Here is a 20952-nt window from a genome sequence, read left to right as displayed (position 1 = left end):
TCTCCGTGTAACGGGTGATGTAGTTTGTTGATTGCAGGGTGGTATTGATCAGCGGCTGACAGCGTTGTCCGCCTGGGTGGTAAAGCGGTCGGCATGGATGTGTTCCTTGCTCACCCCCAGCTGCAGCAACTGCTGCTCGGCGCTGTCGATCATCGGCGGCGGACCGCACAGATAGACATGCGCACCGCTGTGCAGGGCGTCCTTGAGTTGTTCGGTGACCAGGCCGCGGGCGCCGTTCCACGAAGAACCTTCCGGCTCGGCGGAAAGCACCGGGATGAACTCGAAATGCTCGCGCCAGCCCGCCGCGAGAGCGGCAATCTCGTCGAGCAGATACAGATCAATCTGCGTCCGCGCACCAAACAGCAGGGTTACCGGGCGCTGCACCGGCTGTGCCGAGAGCTCGCGCAGGATCGCCATGATCGGTGCCAGACCGCTGCCGCCGGCAATCAGCAGCAACGGTGTATTGGCCGGGCGCAGCCAGAAATCGCCACACGGACCGCGCAGCTCGACCGCCTCGCCGGTCAGGTCGGCATCGTTGATGCGCCCGGAGAACACGCCATCCGGCACTTTACGGACAAAGAAGGTGCAAGCCCCGTCGGCACTCGGCGGGGTGGCAAAGGAATAGCTGCGGGCGATGCCCGGCAGCGACTGCAGGCTGAGGTCGGCAAACTGGCCGGCGCGGTAGTCCAGCGGCGCATCCAGTTGCAGCTGCAGTTCGGTGATGTCGTGGGTCAGCTTGCGCTGTGCCGTGACCCGTCCGGCCAGCGTGCGCATGGCCGGGCCCTGGGCCAGCTCGACCTGGATGGCGATGTCATTGAGTGGCACGGCCTGGCAGGCAAGGACATAACCCTGCTTGAGTTCGTCGGCGGAAAGGATGTAACTGCTGTCCGTCAACTCCTTGACCTTGCCGCTGACCAGCTTGCACTTGCAGGTGGCGCAACCACCGACCCGGCAACTGTTGGGGATCGCCACGCCCTGGCGCAGGGCGCCCAGCAGCAGGGTTTCGCCCGGCAGGATCTCGACCGCCACATTGTTGATGCTGGCCGTGTGAATCTGTTTCGACTTCTTGAAAAATGAAAACATCAGGCATCTCCCACGTAGTTGCGCTGTTTTTCTTCGGAAGCAAAGATAAACAGTGACTAGCGGCAGAAGGAGGTCATAAATTGACAGCCAAGGGTCATATATTGACAATTAAGCGTGGTTACGCTTTATTTTCCTGCCTGAAGGAGGCGCATGCCATGACCGCAGCCAAGGTTCCGATCCACTACATCCACCTGATTGCCGAGGAGCTCGAAGCCAAGGGGCTGGACAGCCGGCAGTGGCTGACCCGCAACAACCTGACCCCCGAGCAGCTGCTGAACATGTCGCTGCACGTGGACTTCAGCGTGTACCGCAACCTGATGGCCGATGCCTTTGCGCTGACCGGCGATCCGGCTTTCAGCCTGTCGATCGGCAGCCGCATGGCGCAGAGCACCCACGGCCTGCTCGGCTACGCCACGCTCAACTGCGGCACCCTGCGCGAGACCATAGAGGTGCTGACGCGCTTCATCGGCTTGCGCACCGGCGTCATCGGCGTCAGCTACCGCGAGGAAGGGGAAAACGTTCTGGTGGTGATCGACGAACTGCATGCCCTGGGCGATGTGCGCCGCACGGTGCTGGAAGGCGGTCTGCTGTCGATCAAGAGCCTGCTCGACTTCGCCCTGGCCGGCCGGCCGCAGGCCATCAGCGTGGCCATGGCCCTCAGCAGGCCTGCTTATGCGGAACAAGCCTCACAGGCATTTCGTTGCGAAGTGCTGTATGACCAGGCGTGGAGCGGCTTCATTCTGCCGCGTGCATTGCTCGACGTGCCGCTGCGGCGCAACGACCCGAAAACCTACCGGGAAACCCTGAAAATCTGTCAGCAGGAACTGGAGAAGCAGGTTGCCGACCAGAGCCTCAGCCAGCGCGTACGGCAATTGCTGCTCAGTCGCGCCGATGCCTTCCCGTCACTGGAAACCAGCGCGCGGCACTTTTACCTGACCCCGCGCACCCTGCATCGCCGCCTGCTGGAAGAAGGCCACTCCTATCGCGAGATTCTTGAAGAAGTACGCCGCGGCCTGGCACTGGCGCACCTGCGTGCCGGGCGCCTGAGCATTCAGGAAATTGCCTATTCACTGGGATACCACGACATCGCCAACTTTCGCCGCGCCTTCAAGCGCTGGGAAGGTGTGCCGCCCAGTGCGCTCCAGGCGCTACCCCCGGCCCCGGACGCCCAGCCGGCGGCATAGCGCCCAGCCGGTCCCGGACCAGGCAGGCGCACGCCGGGCGGTCATCCGTGATTGCCCGCCGCACGCCATGCACCCCCGCCGTTTCGTGGCAACAGGCCAGGCAGATTGCGCTGGCTTACAGGTGATCCCACATCTGCACACTGGACTCGGGGTGCTTCCAGGTATTCGAGACGCGCAGCAGGTTCTCCATGGCCGCCGGCCGCTTGCCTTGCCACGCCGGGCTTTCGAGCCAGAGACGGCGCAGATGGCGCTTCTCGCCAGGCTCCTCGGCGTCGCGGAAGGTGCTGCGCGCATGCAGGTGGTAGTGGTTGTTGAGGAACAGCATGTCACCCGGCTCCTGGCGCACCCGCACCACCAACTCATCGTCCCACACCGCTTTCTTGAAGGCGTCAAAGGCCGCCAGATCCTCAGCGGTCAGGCGCGGCACCTGGGGAAAACGCTGGGCGCTGAGAATGTAGGGGATGATATTCAGGCAGGCCACGGCACCCTCGACGGGGCACAGCACCTTGGCCCGGTGAAAAGGTTCTTCGCCGGCCGGCTCTTCGCCACGCCAGTCGAAGCAGTAGGTGTTATCCAGCAGATGCCGGAGTGCCTGGGGGTTGCTGTCCACCAGCTTGTTGTAGGCCGCCACGGCACTGCTGAGCTGGTTCTCACCGCCTTCCGGCGCCTGCTTCAGGCACAGCAGCGCGACCATGTCGGCACCGTCGGTGTGCATGTCAAGGTCTGCCGTGGTCTGGTAGCCGCGCGCCAGCGGATCATCAAAACTGCGGCCTTCGTCGCGAATGTCGCCAAGCACGTGCCCGCGATTGTTCTGCACCCAGGACTTGCCGATATGGCTACCGATGCCCCAGAAGATCGCACTGGCCTGATCCTTGGTGTAACGGCTGATCGGGAAACCCTTGAGGTAAAGAATACCCAGGCCAAAATCCAGGCTGGCCTTGTAGGGCTCGAGCCGCGCGGCCAGCTGCGGGATGTGGAACTCGTCCTTGCCGAAATTGGGTACCTGCAGGCCCCTGGCCTTGATCTGCTGCAGGGCGGCATCCAGTTCGGCAACATCCGCTTCGCTCAAGGTGTAAATCCACTGGTCGCTCTGTGCCATCAGGCTTTTTGCGGTCCAGGCCGCCGGGTGGTCATATTTTGCCAGCACAGCGTGCCCGGGCTTGGGTGAATGCATAGCGGTCATGATCAGTCCTCGTACTTGTCTTGTTTATCTGCCTGGCCTTGAGGCAATGCCTCTCGGGTTGCGCTCCAGTCTACGAGCGGTCGGTGATAAAACAACTCAGATACGCTGTTTTATTGACATGCATCAATTCGCGTCCGCGCCGGTCAGCCGCCGTGGCCAGCCGCCGCTGTGCTAACTGCTTGTTCAGTCATAAGAAATAGACGGAAGACCACTCGTCGCGCAGCGCCCGGCAAGGTACTGGCAGGGGCCTGGCGACCAGCTTCGAAGGCACCCGGCAGGCGCGCAAGCGGTGCCGGGATCCGTGGCAAGCGCCCTATTCCGCGCCGTGCTGTTGCCGCCAGGCCTTCGGCGAAACACCGGTCCAGCGCTGGAAGGCGCGGGCAAAGTTGCTCGGCGCGCTGTAGCCCAGAGCATCGGCAATTTCCGCGATGGCAATCGCCGGGCGCTGCAGCATCGACTCGGCGAGCGCACGCCGGCGCTGATCGAGCAGTGCCTCGAAGGTGGTGCCTTGCGCCTGCAGGCGCCGGTACAGCGTCAGCCGGTGAATGCCGAGCACCTGGGCGACCTGCTCCACGCTGCAGCGACCGCCGATCAGCAGACTTTCGATCAACTCGGCCACCTGCTCGGCAAAGCTGCTGCCCAGCGTGGCCTCCATCGCCTCCAGCTGCTGGCGCAGGAAGTAATCCAGCTCCGGGTCATGCACGGCCGGGCGTTTCAGCTCCAGCAGCGCCGCATCGAAGAACACCACGTCACGCGCCTGGGCAAATGCCGGTGCCAGGCCGAAATGCCGGCGGTACACGGCCGTATTGGCCGGCAGCGAGCGCGACAGGTGGACCTGCCTGAGCGGAAAACGGCGGCCGAGGATCAGGTCGAGATGGCGCACCATGGCGGTCAGGTAGCAGGTGCGGATGGCCTGGTGGCCGAGGAAGCTGCCGCTGAAGTCGATCGCCATGCTGGCGATGCCGCGCTCCTCGTGCAGCGCAATCTGGAAGCCGGAGAACCACAGCCGGCGGAAGCGGGTCAGCACGTTCACCGCCTCGCGCACGCTGCCGGACGACGCGATAAGAAAGCGCAACGGCCCCAGGTTGGCCATTTTCGCCTTGGCGCCGAGCAGCATGGGCAACTCGTCGCACTGGGTGAAGATCACCGCGCGCTGCAGCAACTCGCCGCAGAAGGCCATCGGTACCGGCTGCAGCGGCTTGACGAATGACTCCGGCTGCAAGGCGAAGTCAAGCATGAAGCCCCAGCCGTCGAAGCCGAGTTCGTTGAGCACTTCCGGCAGATTGAGCAGCGTGCCGATGGGGACGGTACTCATTGACTGAACCTCCTGCGCGTGGCAACCGCCAATCCGGTCGCCTGATACGAAATGAGCATCACCATAAACGAAATGATAACTCAGTTCCGGTGCGAACCTCTATGCTTTCGACAACGGCCACAGCCACCCTGGCGGCTGCCGGCAAACAGTCTTCCCTCAGCACCCGACTCAGGAGTAACCATGCGTATCGAACCCATTACTTGTCACATCGGCGCCGAACTGCTGGACATCAGCCTGCGCGATGCCGCCTATGACGACGCCCTGTTCAACGAGGTCTACGCCGCGCTGCTCAAACACCGTGTGCTGTTCCTGCGCGACCAGGACATCAGCGGCAAGGACCATGTGGCCTTTGCCGCGCGCATGGGCGAACTGGAGGATCACCCGGTACTGCCGACCCCCGAGGACACCCCCGGGCTGGTGCGCATCTACAAGACCCCCGAGCAGTCCGGCAGCTACGAGAACGTCTGGCACCACGACAACACCTGGCGCGCCGTGGCGTCCAAGGCCTGCGTATTGCGCTGCGTGGAGTGCCCGCCGGTGGGCGGCGACACCATGTGGGCGAACATGGTGCTGGCCTACGAGAAACTGCCGGAAGCCGTGAAAACCCAGCTCGAAGGCTTGCGCGCCACCCACAGCTTCCTGGAAATGGTGCACAGCGCGATGTCGCCGGAAAAGCAGGCGGAAATCCTCGCCAAGTGGCCGAATGTCGACCACGACGTGGTGCAGATCCACCCGGAAACCGGCGAGAAGATTCTCGCACTGGGCGGCTGGGCCACGCACTTCAGCAACTTCCACAGCAACGGCCGGGTGCGTTGCGGCCAGGACATCTGGCAATCCGGCGGCGACCTGTTCCAGTACCTGATGGCGCAGGCCTGCATTCCCGAATACCAGGTGCGCTGGCGCTGGAAGAAGAACAGCGTGGCGATCTGGGACAACCGCAGTACCCAGCACTATGCCGTGCACGATTACCCGCCGTGCCACCGCAAGATGGAGCGCGCCTCGGTTACCGGTTGGCATCTCAGCTGAAGCAGCTGCGTAGGGTGGGTTAGCCGCGCAGCGGCGTAACCCACCGTCGATGCCAAAGGCATCGCCCTTGCCGGCCTCATGGCCGGTTGGTGGGTTACGTCCTGCGGCCTAACCCACCCTACAGAAGCTCAACTCACCCCATGCAGGAACACCGCCATGCCGAACAACCCGCCGCTTGATGCCCGCCTCGATGATCCCCAGGGCTTTGCCCATCACTTCGCCCAGACCAACGGCATCGACCTGCACTATGTGGAAGAAGGCCAGGGCCCGCTGGTGATCCTGCTGCACGGCTTCCCCTACCTCTGGTACATGTGGCGCCGGCAGATCCGCGCCCTGGCCGCTGCCGGCTACCGGGTGGTGGCGCCGGACATCCGCGGCTTCGGCCAGAGCGAGTGCCCGGCCACGGCCGAGGCCTGCAACATGCTCAATTGCGTCGGCGATCTGGTGGGGCTGATGCAGCAGCTGGGCGAAACCTCCGCGGTGATCATCGGCCACGACCTCGGCGCCTGGGTGGCCTATGCCGCCGCGCAACTGCGTCCGGACCTGTTCCGCGCCGTCGGCCTGCTCAATACCCCGGTCACCCCGCGCGAGGCACAGCGCCCGAGCGCCCAGTGGCAAATGCTGCAGGACAAGACCGGCAAGCGCTTCTACCAGGCGCATTTCGCCAGTGGCGCAGCCACCGCCGAGATGGACGCCGACATCCGCAAGACCCTGCGCAGCACCTACTACTCGATTTCCGGCGATGCCGTCGGCGCCGAGCGCTGGCGCCTGTTCATCGGTACGGATGAGCAGTTCATGGATACGGTGTGCGACCCGGCGCAGTTCCCGGCCTGGCTGAGCGACACGGCCATTGACTATTACGTCGGGGAGTACGCCCGCAAGGGCTTTGCCGCGCCGTTGAGCCACTACGCGGCACGCGACCGCAACTGGGCGCTGAGCGCCTTCGCCGACGGCCTCAAGGTGCAGCAGCCGAGCCTGTTCATCGGCGGTGCGGCCGACCCGGCGGCCGAGCTGTTCATGGCCAACTTCGGGAAACTGGAAAGCCATATGCCCGGCCTGCGGCAGAAGGTACTGCTCGACGGGGTTGGCCACAGCGCCGCGGAAGAGCGCCCGGAGAGGGTCAACCAGCTGTTGCTGGAATTCCTCGCCGGGCTCTGAAACACCCTGCACCCGCCTGGCCCGACGGGCCTGCGGGGCACCACTATTGATCAGGCACGAATTAAGCGTGATGTCATAGGGTGGGTTAGCCCGTGGCGTAACCCACCATGGATGCCAGGGGCATCCGGTTGTTGATCTTGCGTTTACCGCCACAGCGGCCGGCCTTATGACCGGCGTGGTGGGTTACGGCCTGCGGCCTGACACCACCCTACGCAGGCCTCGCCTGTTGCGCAGATCAGGGATAAATGTGTCGGATCACTAGTCGATCAGCCGCTCGACGCCGCGCAGCAAGGCCGCGGTGAGCTCTGCCTGCGTGCGTTCCTTGTACATCGGCCGCGAATGGCCGGCGGTGACCCAGCCGCCGAGGATCAGCGTCAGTACCTGGAAGGCCGCCTCGACGCAGCGCGTCTCCGCCCAGTCCGGATGCATCTGCTGGATCAGCTGCTGGTAGCAGCGGCACATGTCCGCGTACCAGCGGTCACGGATTTCGCTGTACTGCGGGTTGCGCCGCCAGAACGCCATGGTCTCGAAGAACAGCGCATTGTCCACTTCGCTGATCCGCGAGTAGTGCAGCGCGGCGATTTCCAGCAACTGCCTGCGCGGGTCGACGCAGACTTCCGCCAGCTTGGCCCGGAGCAGGCTTTGCAAGCGCTCGATGCCGGTGGAGAAGAACGCCACCAGCAGGTCTTCCTTGGTCGGAAAGTAATGGCGCACCGCGCTCTGCGTGACGTTGGCACGCTCGGCAATGGCTTTCTGCGAAGCCGCGGTCGGCCCCTCGGCGATGATCAGCTCATAGGTGGCATCCAGAATCGCCTGCAAGGTTTTGCGCCCCTTGGGATAACGGGCGCGGTCCAGAAATGTGTTCTCGGGGCTGAACATGGGTTGACTCGGCTTCTCGGCAATTGACCTTTGGCCCATTCTAGCCTGCGCGTGCGCTGCGGTCTGGCTTTCCTGGCAAAAGCGCCGCGGCGGCCTGCTGTCGCCAGGCGCCGATGCGGGACTGCCCTTGATGCTGTGCAGGAGTGGCGCCAAAGCTCGCGCCGGGGGCGACGCGCCTACGGCAAGGGGAAAGCCGCAGGGCTACTCGACCGGCCGCACCGCCGGCAACTGGTAGCGCCCGTCCAGCACCGACGGGCCGGGGCGATAGATGCGCATCAGGAAATTCCAGCCGTCGCTGGTATCCAGGCGGTTCGGCACCTCGCCACACACTTCGCGCGAACCGAAATAGGCGGTGAAGCCGCCATCCGGATCAAGCACCACGTTGCTGGCGTTGAGCAGGCTGTTCTCGTGCTGCATGAAGCCGTCCTTGCCGTACAGGGTGATGGACCAGAACGCGCGGTTTTCCGGGATCTGGTAAGTCGCCGTGTAGCAGCGCTCGGCATTGAAGCCGCCGTTGTAGTTGAGGTAGGTGGCATCGCGCTCCGGGAACAGCCCCCAGGCCGCCGCCGCGGCGATGTGCCGGGTCTTTTCATTGACCTTGCCGCGCGGGCCCTGCATGCCCTTCCAGCTCGGGTACTGGCGGGCGTCCTGTTCGTACTGGGCGCGCAGGCGGTCCAGCGAGGGCATGTCCCAGCGCAGCGGCGGCAGCGGCTCGGCGCTACCGGCCTGGATGACGAACTGGTCCTGCAGGCTGTTGACCAGCGCGATCTCCCTGGGGTCATCCGGTTCGTGCAGCTGGATGCGCACCGCCACCCCCAGGTAGCGCGTAGCGCTGGGCAGCGGGTGCACGCCGGCGCTGTAGATGACCCGGGGGACGTAGTGATCGTTGTCCACCAGGTACACCGAGACGTAGCGATCACCCGGCAATTCCGGCACGCGGATGCTCGCGCCCCGGCGGGTATCGACCACCGCCATCGAGTACAGGGTGTCGCGGTTCATCCGCACCACGCTCTGCTGGTCGAGCGGCGTGGGCTTGCGGTAGTGGTAGAACTGGTTGACCCCGCCGGCCTGGCGCGCAATGCCGAAGAACATGCGGTCGGTTTCGGCGCGGATGAAATTCTGCGCGGTCACCAGCGTGGGGGCCTCGGCCGCCAGCAGTAGCGGGCCGGGCGCCAGGCCCAGCAGTGCCAGCGCAGCCAGCCAGGCTGGGCAAAAGACCGTCTTCATCACCTACTCCTGAACAGCGGCGGCAAGCCAAGGCCGGCGTGCGCCGGGGTTGATCCGGCCTGCCGTGCTGGCCGAACCTGTAGAAACACTATAGGCAACCCAGCCGGCGATCCTGAACCATGCCTGCAGCAGACCGCAGGCTGGGTTGCGGCGCTTGCGCCGATACCCAGCGGGGGTGGCTTGATGGGTATCGCTGTGCTCAACCCATCCTACGGGTCTGAGCCGCGGCTGCTGGCTGCTGGCTGCTCGGCGCAAGTCGTAGGATGGGTTGAGGCGCTTGCGCCGATACCCATCGAGGGTGGCTTGATGGGTATCGCTGTGCTCAACCCATCCTACGGTTCCGAGCCGTGGCTGCAGGCTGTTTGACGCAGGTCGCAGGCTGGGTATCGCGGCTGTCCGGCAGCCCCGCTCAGGCCGCGGCATCAAGCCGGCGCGCGGGTGGCCCGGCCCTCGGCCAGGCACTCGCCGCCGCGCCACAGGCGCCATTCGCCAGGCTGGTACAGCGTCCACGGCTCGTTGGCGGTAAGGGCTTCAGTGGCCAGCACCGTGACCACATCGGTCGGTGTGGTTTCTGCATGGAAGTCCACGGTCAGTTCGGCATCCTTGAGCTGCGCCGCGCCGAAGGGCGCGCGGCGGGTGATGCAGGCCAGCTTGCTGGAGCAGAAGCTGAACAGCCAGTCGCCATCGCTGAGCAGGCAGTTGAACACACCGTGGCCACGGTAGCCCGCGCAGCTATCGACCAGCACCGGCAGCAATTGCTCCACCGGCACCGGTTCGGGAAAGGCCAGCCGCACACGGTTGAGCAGGTCGCAGAAGGCCGTTTCGCTGTCGGTGTCGCCGACCGCCCGGTAGAACCCCGGCGCCGGCTGGAAATCCGCCAGCTGGCCGTTGTGCGCAAAGCACCAGTTGCGCCCCCACAACTCGCGGACGAAGGGATGCGTGTTGGCCAGGCTGACCTTGCCGACATTGGCCTGGCGGATATGCCCGATTACCGTCTGGCTCTTGATCGGGTAGCGCTGCACCAGCCGCGCGACTTCCGACTCGCTGCTCGCCGCCGGGTCCTGGAACAGGCGCAGGCCGCGCCCCTCGTAGAAGGCGATGCCCCAGCCGTCGCGGTGCGGGCCGGTGCGCCCGCCGCGCTGCATCAGGCCGGTGAAGCTGAACACGATATCGGTTGGAACGTTGGCACTCATGCCGAGCAATTCACACATGCGTCACTCCTGGGCCGGCAAGGCATTGCGCGGGCTGGCAGCCGGCGGTTATGCCGCAGAACACGCACTGCCTCATGGCGTCCGCCTGGCTCAAGCGTGCATGCTGAACAGCTTGCGCGGCGCAGGCAAGCCCCGCGCCGCAGTTCGGCTGGCAGAACGACTATTGCGCGCCGGCCGGCACTGCGGCGACCATTGGCCATCAACCCCCAGGAGCCATCCAGATGAAAGAAGCCGTCATCGTTTCCACCGCGCGCACCGGCATCGGCCGCGCCTTCCGCGGTTCGCTGAACAACATCAAGTCGCCGACCATGATGGGCCACGCGCTCAGCCACGCGGTCCAGCGTGCCGGGGTCGACGGCGCGGAGATCGAGGATGTGATCGTCGGCACCGTGCTGGCCGCCGGCACCGCCGGGATGAACATCGCCCGCAACGCCTCGCTGGCCGCGGGGATTCCCTACAGCGCCGGCGCGCAGACGGTCGACCGCCAGTGCTCCTCCGGCCTGATGGCGATCGGCATGGCGGCCAAGCAGATCATCGTCGACGGCATGCAGATCGTCGCCGCCGGCGGCCAGGACAACATTTCCGCGGTGCAGACGCCCTACTTCGAGTGGACCTCGCGCGAGAAGGATCCAAACGTCGAGAAGTTCGCCCCGCACGCCTACATGCCCATGCTGCTGACCGCGGAGAACCTGGCCAGGAAGTTCGGCATCAGCCGCGAGGCCCAGGACGCCTATTCCCTGCTCTCGCAGCAGCGCACCGCGGCAGCCCAGGCCGCCGGCCGGCTCGACCAGGAAATCGTGCCGATCACCGCGCAGATGGCGCTGGTCAACAAGGAAACCAGGGAAGTCAGCTACCAGGAAGTCACCCTGAGCAAGGATGAAGGCAACCGCGCCGACACCACCCTGGCCGGCCTGGCCAGCCTCAAGCCGGTCATCGAGGGCGGCTGCATCACCGGCGGCAATGCCAGCCAGCTGTCCGACGGCGCCTCGGCCTGCATCGTCATGGAGCGCAAGCTCGCCGAGCAGCGCGGCCTGGCCCCGCTGGGCCTCTATCGCGGCATCGCGGTGGCCGGAAATGCCCCGGAAGAAATGGGCATCGGGCCGATCTACGCGATCCCCAAACTGCTCAAGCAGCACGGCCTGAAGATCGATGACATCGGCCTCTGGGAACTCAACGAAGCCTTTGCCGTGCAGGCCCTGTACTGCCGCGACTTCCTCGGCATCGACCCCGAGCGCTACAACGTCAACGGCGGCGGCATCTCCATCGGCCACCCCTATGGCATGACCGGCGCACGCCTGGTCGGCCACGCGCTGATCGAAGGCCAGCGCCGCGGCGTCAAGTACGTGGTAGTGACCATGTGCATCGGTGGCGGCATGGGCGCCGCCGGCTTGTTCGAGGTCTGCTGAGAACAGCGCCCGCAGCGGGCTCGAAGCCGTAGGATGGGTTGAGCGCAGCGATACCCATCTAGCCACCCCGCGATGGGTATCGGCGCATGCGCCACAACCCAGCCTGCGGACTGCCGCGAGCAGCCAGCAGCCATGGCTCAGGACCGTAGGATGGGTTGAGCGCAGCGATACCCATCAAGCCCCCCGATGGGTATCGGCGCATGCGCCTCAACCCATCCTACGGACTGCGGCGAGCAGCCTGCTGCCATGGCTCAGGACCGTAGGATGGGTTGAGCGCAGCGATACCCATCAAGTCATCCCACACTCTTGCGACCTGCGTCGAGCAGCCTACAACCGCGGTTCGCTGCGCAGGCGGCGCTCGCCCTGGGCGTCGATCCGGGTCTCGCCCTGGGCCATGATCTGCCGCAGGGTTGCCTCCCCAGCCGTGGCCTTGGCAGCCCCCGACGGCTGGCGGCGGCGCTTGAGGCTGCGCTCGACCAACCAGCGCAGCAGCGCGAACAGCAGGTAGAGGACGAAGGCGATCATCCCGTAGGTGGCCAGGTCGGCCACCGCGCGCCAGGCGTTGTTGCCCACGTCCAGCAACAGGTCCATCGCGGCGATGGCGATCGCCGGGGCAAACGCATCCTTGCCCGGGTCGACCACGGTCGGGGTGCACAGCAGCACCAGCACCAGCAGCCGCAACGGCTCGCGCAACCAGCGCCACATCCAGCCGGTCATCAGGCACCACACCAGCAGGCAACCCAGGGCAGCGAAGGCGTAGGCGCCCCAGGCAAGCAGATAATCGTTTTCGGTCATGATGGTCGATGGCAGGGCTGACAGGGGGGCGCTTATCATAACGACTTTTCCCCGCCACGGCCTCCCCCGGCCAGCGGCCTGCCGCCCCAGAGAATCCCCCCATGCCGCATACCCCGCTCGCCCCTGTCGCCCACACCGTCGGCGGCCCCGATCCCTACGCCTGGCTGGAGCAGCGCGACAGCGCCGAAGTCCTCGCCTACCTGCGCGCGGAAAACACCTACCTGGAAGCCGAACTGGCCGGCCAGGCCGAACTGCGCGAACAGCTGTTCGCGGAGATCAAGGGCCGCATCCTCGAAACCGACCTGTCGCTGCCCACGCCCTGGGGCCCGTGGCTCTACTACCAGCGCACCAGTGCCGGCGACGAATACCCGCGACAGTACCGCTGCCCGCGCCCGGCCGATGGCAGCCTGGACGTCGATCCGGCGCAGGAACAGCTGCTGCTCGATCCCAATGCCCTGGCGGCCGGCGGCTTCCTCGCCCTCGGCGCCTTCAGCATCAGCCCCGATCACCGCCTGCTGGCCTACAGCCTCGACACCAGCGGCGACGAGATCTACCAGCTGTTCGTCAAGGACCTCGCCAGCGGCGCTGTCACGGCCCTGCCCTTCGACGACTGCGACGGCAGCCTGGTCTGGGCCAACGACAACCAGACGCTGTTCTTCGGCGAACTGGACGACACCCATCGCCCGCACAAGCTCTATCGCCACCGCCTCGGCAGTCCCAGCGCCGAGCTGGTGTTCGAGGAAACCGACGGGCGTTTCTTCCTGCATTGCTACCGCGCAAGCTCCGAACGCCAGCTGATCCTGCACCTGGCCAGCAAGACCACCAGCGAAGCCTGGGTGCTGGATGCCGCCACCCCGAACGGCGAGTTCCGCTGCCTGGCGCCGCGCGCGGACGGCCACGAATACGATGTCGATCACGGCCAGCTGGATGGCCAGTGGCACTGGCTGATCCGCAGCAACCAGAGCGGCATCAACTTCGCGCTGTACGCAGCAGACGAAGCAACGCCCGAACGAGCGCACTGGCGCGAACTGCTCGCCCATGATCCGCAGGTGATGCTCGAAGGTTTCAGCCTCAACGCCACCGCCTGCGTGCTGAGCCTGCGCGAGGCCGGCCTGCCGATCATCCAGGTACAGCCGCAGGGCCAGCCGGCCTACCGCGTGCAACTGCCGGATGCCGCCTACAGCCTGTCGGTGCAGGACCACCTGGAGTTCGACAGCCCGGTGATCCGCCTGCGCTACGAAGCGCTCAACCGCCCGGCGCAGATCCGCCAGCTCGACCTCGCCAGCGGCGCCCAGCAGGTGCTCAAGCAAACCCCGGTACTCGGCCCGTTCGACCCCGACGCCTACGTCAGCCAGCGCCTCTGGGCCAGCGCCAGCGACGGCAGCCAGGTGCCCATCAGCCTGGTGGCCAGACGCGAGGTGCTGACCGCCGGCGCACCCGCCCCGCTCTACCTCTACGGCTACGGCGCCTACGGCGAATGCCTCGACCCCTGGTTCTCCCATGCCCGCCTGAGCCTGCTCGAACGCGGCTTCGTGTTCGCCATCGCCCACGTGCGCGGCGGCGGCGAACTCGGTGAAGCCTGGTACCGCGCCGGCAAGCTGGAGCACAAGCACAACAGCTTCAGCGACTTCATCGCCTGCGCCGAACACCTGATCGCCAGCGGCTACACCACCCCGGCCCAACTGGCCATCAGCGGCGGCAGCGCCGGTGGCCTGCTGATCGGCGCCGTGCTCAACCAGCGCCCGGAACTGTTCGCCGCCGCGATCGCCGAAGTGCCCTTCGTCGACGTGCTCAACACCATGCTCAACCCCGACCTGCCGCTGACCGTCACCGAATACGACGAATGGGGCGACCCCAACCAGCCCGAGGTGCATGCGCGCATCCGGTCCTACGCGCCCTACGAAAACGTCAGCGCCCAGCCCTACCCGGCCATGCTGGTGGTCGCCGGCTACAACGACAGCCGCGTGCAGTACTGGGAAGCCGCCAAATGGGTGGCCAAACTGCGCACCCACAAGACCGACGACAACCTGCTGCTGCTGAAAACTGATCTCGAAGCCGGTCACGGCGGCATGAGCGGCCGTTATCAGGCACTGCGCGATGTAGCGCTGGAGTACAGCTTTCTGCTCAAGGTGCTGGGGAAGCAGCTAACCCGGTGCGAAGCCACGGGCTAATGTCGCGGGGAACAAAGGGGGTGGAGTGATTATTTATTGATCCGCTGCAACAGGGCAAAGAGTGCTAACGGAGTGCCTCTGCCCCCTTTATGTGGGCGTAGAGCAGACACAGCGGCAGCAGGATCGGGATGCTGGTGAGCATCACCACCAGCAGCATCAGCATCACTCGCGGGTCGCTGAAGTTCTCGCTGGCGATCACCACCGCGGCGGCCAGGTTGGGCTGGCTGCAGCTCAACGACAACAACTGCCGTGGACCGGCTTGCGGACCGCCGAGCAGCCAGCCGCCGGTGGCGGCCAGGACGATGAACAGAGCGGCGGCCGGGAAGGCATTGCCACGGGCAATTTCCACTAGATCCTGCCAGTGCTGCAGCGGCAGCACGATCCAGATCAGCAACATGCTGAGGGTGGACAGCCGCTGCACCGGCAACTGCAGGCGGGCTGCCCAGTTGGCGCGGCGCGCGCGCAGCGCCAGCCCGATGATCAAGGGAGTCAGCACTGTGGCGATCAGCGTCGTCACTATGGCCTCGGCATCCACGCTGACCTCGTCCAGCAGCAGGGGCAGCAGCAGCGGCTGGCTGATGACGCCCAGCAACAGCAGGATCACCAGCAGGCCAACCGCCAGGGCATGATCCGCCTTGGCCAGCGCGGCCAGCTTGACCAGCACCGGGCCGCCGGGGGCGGTCGCCAATACCAGCAGCGCCGCGCTTAGCACGACGTCCAGCTGCAGCAGACGAGCCACGGCGAATGCCAGCGCCGGCAGCAGCACGAAATTGGCCAGCAGGGCACGCACAAGCCAGCGCCGATCCTGCAGCGAGGCGGCGATATCGCGGACGCCGAGCATCAGGCCGACACCCAGCATGGTCGAGACAACAAAGAGCAGAATCAGCGGCTGGCTAATGAGTTGCATCAAAGTGGACATTCCTCGGGACAGGAGACACCGCGCACGGGTGCATGATTTCAGGCCGCAGGCTGGGTTGAGCGCAGCGATACCCATCGAGACAGCAGGCACGGTTTGATCTTAATCGATGGGTTACCCCGCTGCGCGGCTAACCCATTCTACGGGTTTACCCCCAAGTCGAGCGCCGCGTGCAGACCGATCCGGCGCAGGCTTGGAATATCGAGGCCGAGCAAGCCTTCACCACCGATGGACGTTCGAACTAAAGGGGTCGCCGGCTACAACGACAGCCGCGTGCAGTACTGGGAAGTCGCCAAATGGGTGGCCAAGCTGCGCACCCACAAGACCGACGACAACCTGCTGCTGCTGAAAACTGATCTCGAAGCCGGTCACGGCGGCATGAGCGGGCGTTATCAGGCACTGCGCGATCTAGCGCTGGAGTACAGCTTTCTGCTCAAGGTGCTGGGGAAGTAGGTGGCTCGGGACGGGGGTATGGGCTAATGTCGCGGGGGAATCGGTGTGGTTCGCTCGTGGTGGATACAATCCTGATACGGGACGGAAAAATGGCGGAAAAATGGGGCCGGATTTATTTTTGCGTGCGCATCAAGCAAGAAAAATAAATCCGTTACCTTTTTCTTAAAGCATTAAAGGGAGAAAGATGAGCATTCTTGATTGGATTGACTTCGGGAAAGTATCTGCTGAGCGCGACGACCTACTGTCGCATTACTTTTTTGACAACGGCGTTCTAAGGGCGGTTTGCGAGAGCCCTACATCGTTCTTGGTGCTTGGACGCAAAGGCGCTGGTAAGACAGCAATCTTTCGACACTTAACAGAAAATCCAAGAGACTTTCTCGGGGCCAACGATCTGCTAGTTCCATTGTCATTTGAAGACTACAACTGGAACATCCACACCCTCCTAACGAACGAAAACAAGGCCGAATCGCTGCTCTACAAGCAGTCTTGGCGCTTCGTTATTCTAGTCGAATCGCTAAAGGCTGTCGCCGCTTGGTTCTCGCGGACGGGAAATACGCCGCCCAAGCAGATCGCAACGGCCACGAAGCTTTTAGAGCGCCTTTTTGATAGTCCGGTACCAACGATCTATCAGATCGTAGGACGCAAACTGCTTTCCCTCTCCGGTTTCAAGCTGCCGAAAGCTGGGCTTGATCTCGAAGAAGGTAGCCTCGACTCCGTTAGCATGGAAGGAGGCGAGGTCAGCTTCGAGCAAGTCCAGAAAGACCAGTCTCTCAGGCAGCACTTGTCTGAGAATATTGAGAATCTCATCGACTACTTGGACAACGCGCTAAGTAGTACTAAGGAGCAGTGGCCAACGACATTCATCTGCTTTGACCGAGTCGACGAAGCATGGGACGAAGTTTCTTATGACGCATCGCGAAAGGTTATCGCCGGGTTGGTTGCCGCGTCTGATTCGATCAACGCTCAGTACAAGGGCAAGCTTCGGCCTATCATCTTTCTCCGTGAGGACATCTTTGACAGTCTGAGCCTCAATGACGCAAACAAACTGCGCGAGGATTGCGGGGCACTACTTCACTGGACGAAGGATTCGATCGCAAGCCTCATGCTGAAACGGGTTAACTATTTCGCTGAAAAGTACGGGCAGCCGCTTGTAGCTTCGCTAGATGCACTTTTCGACAAAACTGAGATGCGCCAGGGGGCTCGCCCTACCCGGTACATTTTGCTTCGAACGATGATGCGCCCGCGCGACCTCATCTCGCTGTTGAATCGCACTGTCGACGCCATGAAAGACAAAGCGAATGACCCGTTCGCCGATGAAGCACAGACTTTTGACAAGCTCGAATGCGATTCCATCTACGACGCCGAACCCGGGTACTCTGAGTGGCTGAAGCTTGAAGTCCTCGAAGAATGGAAGGTTCAGAGGCCCTCCATCGTGAGCCTGCTCAACGCGATTCAGAACCACGGTTCAACAAACTTCTCCGTTGAGAGTCTTTCGATCGAGCTAAAGAAGCTCAGCATTGAAGAAGCAACAGCAGATACGCTGGAAAACCTGCGGTTTCTCTTTGAGAACTCTGTCATCGGCTTCCGATTGGGTTCGTCAAACGAATGGCGTTTCAAATGCTTCTATCCATCGCAAGGCTTCGTTGAAGCCAATGAGTATCGAGTTCACCACGGCCTAGTGCGTGCACTTAATTTGACCGAGACACGAAAACCGGGCTAGCGACGCCCAACACTTTTCCATAGGGAAAACAGGGACGGATTTATTTTTGCGTGCGTACAAAGCAAGAAAATAAATCCGTCACCATTCCCATAGGTCAATCAATCCCCTGCTATCTGCTGTACCCTGCTCCCACCAGGCAGCCGGCAGTCATAGTCGGCAGCGAATCCGCCAGTTTCGTCTACAGTTAGGCATGCCTGAAACGCTGTGGTGCGCATCCACACAGGCAGTCGTGGCTTTCGACCCGAAACCCGGCCGTGTACCCGCAGCGCTTGCCGGTACACCTCCCCGCCCAGGCCACCCCGACTCGAATGGCGCCGTCGTGACGGGCCAGACCGCCCGCCCCGAAGCCGACCGTCAGGCCACGCCCTTGCCGTGGCTCGACGGAGCCGTGATGCGCGAGCTCATATTCGTTGGGAGACTGAAGATGCGAACGCTAACGCTGATTTTTTCGTCCTTGTTCCTGGCTTGTCTTGCCGCGCCACTGGCGACGGCAGATGAACCGGCCACCCCCGCTGGCGCCGCCGCGGAACAGCTCGGTGCGGTGAATTTCCCGGTGTCCTGCAATGCCGCGGCGCAGCAGGAATTCAACCACGCGATGGCGCTGTTCCACTCGTTCTGGTTTGAACCGGCCAAGGCCTCGTTCAACAAGGTGCTGCAGCTCGATCCGCAATGCGGCATGGCCTACTGGGGGATTTCCATCATGTCGATGGGCAACCCCTTTACCTGGCCGACCAACCCGGCGGCGGCCAAGGCTGGCGCGCCGGCCGCGGCAGATGCCAGCCGGGTGGGCGCCAACAGCCAGCGCGAACGCGACTACATCGCCGCGCTCGGCGCCTTCTTCAAGGACTGGCAGACCACCGAGTTCCGCCCGCGCGCCCTCGCCTACGAACAGGCGATGGCCGGCGTGGCGGCGAAGTACCCGGATGACGTGGAGGCGCAGATCCTCTATGCGCTGGCGCTGAACATCACCGCCCTGCCCACCGACAAGAACTTCACCAACCAGCTCAAGGCGGCGGCCATCCTCGAGCCGCTGTTCACCCGCTACCCCGAGCATCCGGGCGCGGCGCACTACCTGATCCACACCTACGACTACGCCGCGCTGGCCGAGAAGGGCCTGCCGTCGGCGCGCGCCTACGGCGCCATCGCCCCCAGCGTGCCGCATGCGCTGCACATGCCCTCGCACATCTACGCGCGGGTCGGCCTGTGGCCGGCGATGGTGGAAGGCAACCGCGCCTCCTATCTCGCCGCCAAGGGCGAGCTGCAGGGCGACAGCCTGGGCATCGGCGCCTATGACGCCCTGCATGCGATGGACTACATGGTCTTCGCCCAGCTGCAGCAGGCCCAGGACGCCGCGGCCAAACAGCTGGTGGACGAAGCCGCGGCGATCCACAAGGTCAACGTGGAGAATTTCCCCGCGGCCTATGCCTTCGCCGCCATGCCGGCACGCTATGCGCTGGAGCGCGGCGACTGGGCGCAAGCCGCGAAACTGCAGCTGACGCCAGCCACCCTCGGCTGGGACAAGTTCCCGCAGGCCGAGGGCATCCTGGTCTTCGCCCGCGGCCTGGGTGCGGCGCGCAACGGCGACACCGCCGCAGCGCGCCGGGATGTGGAGCGCCTGCAGGTGCTGAAGGCGGCGATGCTGGCGGCGAAGAACGGCTACTGGGCGAGCCAGACCGAGTTCCAGAGCATGACGCTGAATGCCTGGATCGCCCTGGCCGAGCAGCGCAATGACGAGGCGCTGCAGCTGATGCGCGCCGCGGCGGACGCCGAGGACGCCAGCGACAAGCATCCGGTGACGCCGGGCAACGTGGTGCCCTCGCGCGAACTGCTCGGCGAGATGCTCCTCATCCTCAACCAGCCCGGACCGGCACTGGTGGAATTCCAGCGCTCGCTGCAGCGTGACCCGAACCGCTTCCGCGGCCTGTATGGCGCCGCCCGCGCCGCCGCAGCCGCCGGCAATCAGCAGCTGGCCGCGGACTATTACACCCGCCTGCAGACGCAGGCCGCCAGCCATGACACGCAGCGCCCCGAACTGATCGAGGCCACGGTGTTTCTGGCGCAGCGCTGAGCAGGCGCAGGGGGTGCAATGAAATAAACAGGGCAAAGCTCACGCCGGGGGCGACGCTCCTGCAGGGTTGCGCAAAAACCGCCGCGCCGCAGCGGGATGCTGCGGGATGGCTGGCGGCTGTTGCCAGGCTGGATGTCCCGCTGCTGTGCAGGCTCGGCCAACGCTCGACGGCCTGCGTCCATGGCGTGGCCCGCCTGCTGAGCGCGAGCCTGCCACGGCTCGAGGTGCTGGCGTTCAGCGAGCTTGGGCACATGGCGCCGATCACCCATGCGGATGTGGTGAACCAGGCAATCGCCGCTTTCCTCGCGCGGCTCGGAGCCCCCTGAGGAACACCGATTTTTTTCGTGACAGGGCCTTGATACAGATCAATCCAGCCCCAGTATTCAGGTGTAGGATGGCATGAGCGATTCAGCTACTTGCTGTCGCAGCTGATGAGCCAATGCCTTGAAATTGTTTAACGATGGAAAGGAGTATCAATCATGAGCCTTATTCGTCATACCCCTCGCGGCCTCTCCGCACTCGACCCGTTTTCCGGCATGGAAAGCCTGCTGGACAACTTCTTCTCGCCGGTGCGCATGCGCGATCTGGATAACGACCTGCACATGCCCTCGACCGACATTCGCGACACCAAGACTGCCTACGAGGTGACCGCCGAGTTGCCGGGCATGAAGAAGGAAGACATCAAGGTTTCCCTGGACAACGGTGTGCTGACCATCAGCGCGGAAAACAAGTCGGAAACCGAAGAGAAGAAGGAAGGCCAGCTGATCCGCCGGGAACGGCGCTACGGCAAGTTCCTGCGGCGCTTCTCGCTCGGCCCGGATGTGCAGGAAGACAAGGTCGACGCCAAGTTCGAAGATGGCGTGCTCAAGCTGACCATCCACAAGGCCGCGCAGAAACCTGCCGAGGCCAAGCGGATAACCATCAGCTGACCCCACCAAAGACCTGCCCCGCAAGGCTCTGCGGGCGCAACTGTCTTCTGCGGGAGCGGCGCCCTCGCCGCGACAAGGGCCGGCTCCGGCCCGCCGGGCAAAAGCAAAGGCTCGCGCCGGGGGCGACGCTCCTGCAGGACTGGGCAATATCCGCAGCGCTGCTGCGGACCGGCACTCGATGGCTCTTGCAGGAGCGGCGCCCTCGCCGCGACAGGACCGGTTCCGGAC

The 20952-nt window shown here is 64.3% G+C and carries 17 protein-coding genes and 1 pseudogene; 10 read left to right on the top strand and 8 right to left on the bottom strand.

The window, feature by feature from the left end; translation table 11 throughout:
- Nucleotides 1-48: 48 nt before the first annotated feature.
- Nucleotides 49-1083, bottom strand: coding sequence for a 2Fe-2S iron-sulfur cluster-binding protein (locus ISX93_RS15995; RefSeq protein WP_195779759.1), 1035 nt, complete (start codon nt 1081-1083; stop codon nt 49-51).
- Between the two features lie 155 nt (nt 1084-1238).
- Here ISX93_RS15995 and ISX93_RS15990 point away from each other — a divergent pair, with 155 nt between their 5' ends.
- Complete coding sequence (locus ISX93_RS15990) at nt 1239-2267, top strand: AraC family transcriptional regulator (RefSeq protein ID WP_195779758.1); 1029 nt, start codon at nt 1239-1241, stop codon at nt 2265-2267.
- A 115-nt stretch (nt 2268-2382) separates the two neighbouring features.
- Here the strand turns inward: ISX93_RS15990 and ISX93_RS15985 are convergent, their stop codons facing one another.
- Nucleotides 2383-3450: a TauD/TfdA family dioxygenase gene (locus tag ISX93_RS15985; protein ID WP_195779757.1), complete on the bottom strand. Its 1068-nt coding sequence runs from the start codon at nt 3448-3450 to the stop codon at nt 2383-2385.
- Between the two features lie 313 nt (nt 3451-3763).
- On the bottom strand, nt 3764-4765 hold the full coding sequence (locus ISX93_RS15980; RefSeq protein WP_195779756.1) for an AraC family transcriptional regulator: 1002 nt from the start codon (nt 4763-4765) through the stop codon (nt 3764-3766).
- 180 nt (nt 4766-4945) lie between these two features.
- On the opposite strand from ISX93_RS15980, the gene ISX93_RS15975 reads away from it, so the two are divergent.
- Both ISX93_RS15975 and ISX93_RS15970 read left to right on the top strand, forming a co-directional pair.
- Nucleotides 4946-5791, top strand: coding sequence for a TauD/TfdA dioxygenase family protein (locus tag ISX93_RS15975; RefSeq protein ID WP_195779755.1), 846 nt, complete (start codon nt 4946-4948; stop codon nt 5789-5791).
- 156 nt (nt 5792-5947) lie between these two features.
- Entirely contained in the window at nt 5948-6949 is a 1002-nt protein-coding gene (locus ISX93_RS15970) for an alpha/beta fold hydrolase (RefSeq protein WP_195779754.1), read from the top strand.
- Between the two features lie 258 nt (nt 6950-7207).
- On the opposite strand, the gene ISX93_RS15965 is transcribed toward ISX93_RS15970, so the two are convergent.
- From ISX93_RS15965 to ISX93_RS15955, 3 genes are all read right to left on the bottom strand, one after another.
- Entirely contained in the window at nt 7208-7828 is a 621-nt protein-coding gene (locus ISX93_RS15965; RefSeq protein ID WP_195779753.1) for a TetR/AcrR family transcriptional regulator, read from the bottom strand.
- Between the two features lie 201 nt (nt 7829-8029).
- Nucleotides 8030-9055: a DUF1254 domain-containing protein gene (locus tag ISX93_RS15960; protein ID WP_195779752.1), complete on the bottom strand. Its 1026-nt coding sequence runs from the start codon at nt 9053-9055 to the stop codon at nt 8030-8032.
- Between the two features lie 422 nt (nt 9056-9477).
- On the bottom strand, nt 9478-10266 hold the full coding sequence (locus ISX93_RS15955) for a class II glutamine amidotransferase (protein WP_195779751.1): 789 nt from the start codon (nt 10264-10266) through the stop codon (nt 9478-9480).
- Nucleotides 10267-10487: 221 nt separating this feature from the next.
- Between ISX93_RS15955 and ISX93_RS15950 the strand changes: the two genes are divergently transcribed.
- Nucleotides 10488-11672, top strand: coding sequence for an acetyl-CoA C-acyltransferase (locus ISX93_RS15950; protein ID WP_195779750.1), 1185 nt, complete (start codon nt 10488-10490; stop codon nt 11670-11672).
- Between the two features lie 327 nt (nt 11673-11999).
- Here ISX93_RS15950 and ISX93_RS15945 read toward each other — a convergent pair whose 3' ends face one another.
- Nucleotides 12000-12467, bottom strand: a complete 468-nt coding sequence (locus tag ISX93_RS15945; protein ID WP_195779791.1) for an MFS transporter — start codon at nt 12465-12467, stop codon at nt 12000-12002.
- A 101-nt stretch (nt 12468-12568) separates the two neighbouring features.
- Between ISX93_RS15945 and ISX93_RS15940 the strand changes: the two genes are divergently transcribed.
- A complete protein-coding gene (locus ISX93_RS15940; RefSeq protein ID WP_195779749.1) occupies nt 12569-14638 on the top strand; it encodes a S9 family peptidase in 2070 nt (689 codons plus the stop codon).
- Nucleotides 14639-14702: 64 nt separating this feature from the next.
- On the opposite strand, the gene ISX93_RS15935 is transcribed toward ISX93_RS15940, so the two are convergent.
- On the bottom strand, nt 14703-15545 hold the full coding sequence (locus ISX93_RS15935) for a bile acid:sodium symporter family protein (protein WP_195779748.1): 843 nt from the start codon (nt 15543-15545) through the stop codon (nt 14703-14705).
- A 258-nt stretch (nt 15546-15803) separates the two neighbouring features.
- Here ISX93_RS15935 and ISX93_RS15930 point away from each other — a divergent pair.
- From ISX93_RS15930 to ISX93_RS15910, 5 genes and pseudogenes are all read left to right on the top strand, one after another.
- Nucleotides 15804-16007: pseudogene (locus tag ISX93_RS15930) on the top strand (prolyl oligopeptidase family serine peptidase); the annotation flags it as partial.
- 184 nt (nt 16008-16191) lie between these two features.
- Complete coding sequence (locus ISX93_RS15925) at nt 16192-17727, top strand: P-loop ATPase, Sll1717 family (protein ID WP_195779747.1); 1536 nt, start codon at nt 16192-16194, stop codon at nt 17725-17727.
- A gap of 424 nt (nt 17728-18151) precedes the next feature.
- Nucleotides 18152-19795, top strand: a complete 1644-nt coding sequence (locus ISX93_RS15920) for a hypothetical protein (RefSeq protein ID WP_195779746.1) — start codon at nt 18152-18154, stop codon at nt 19793-19795.
- 185 nt (nt 19796-19980) lie between these two features.
- Complete coding sequence (locus ISX93_RS15915; RefSeq protein ID WP_195779745.1) at nt 19981-20121, top strand: hypothetical protein; 141 nt, start codon at nt 19981-19983, stop codon at nt 20119-20121.
- Nucleotides 20122-20274: 153 nt separating this feature from the next.
- A complete protein-coding gene (locus tag ISX93_RS15910; protein ID WP_195779744.1) occupies nt 20275-20724 on the top strand; it encodes an Hsp20/alpha crystallin family protein in 450 nt (149 codons plus the stop codon).
- Nucleotides 20725-20952 lie beyond the last annotated feature (228 nt).

The organism is Pseudomonas sp. N040 (genome assembly GCF_015637705.1).
Lineage (GTDB): Bacteria > Pseudomonadota > Gammaproteobacteria > Pseudomonadales > Pseudomonadaceae > Aquipseudomonas.
The sequence above is the reverse complement of the archived record's forward strand: the minus strand, read 5'-3'. Positions and strand labels throughout refer to the sequence as shown.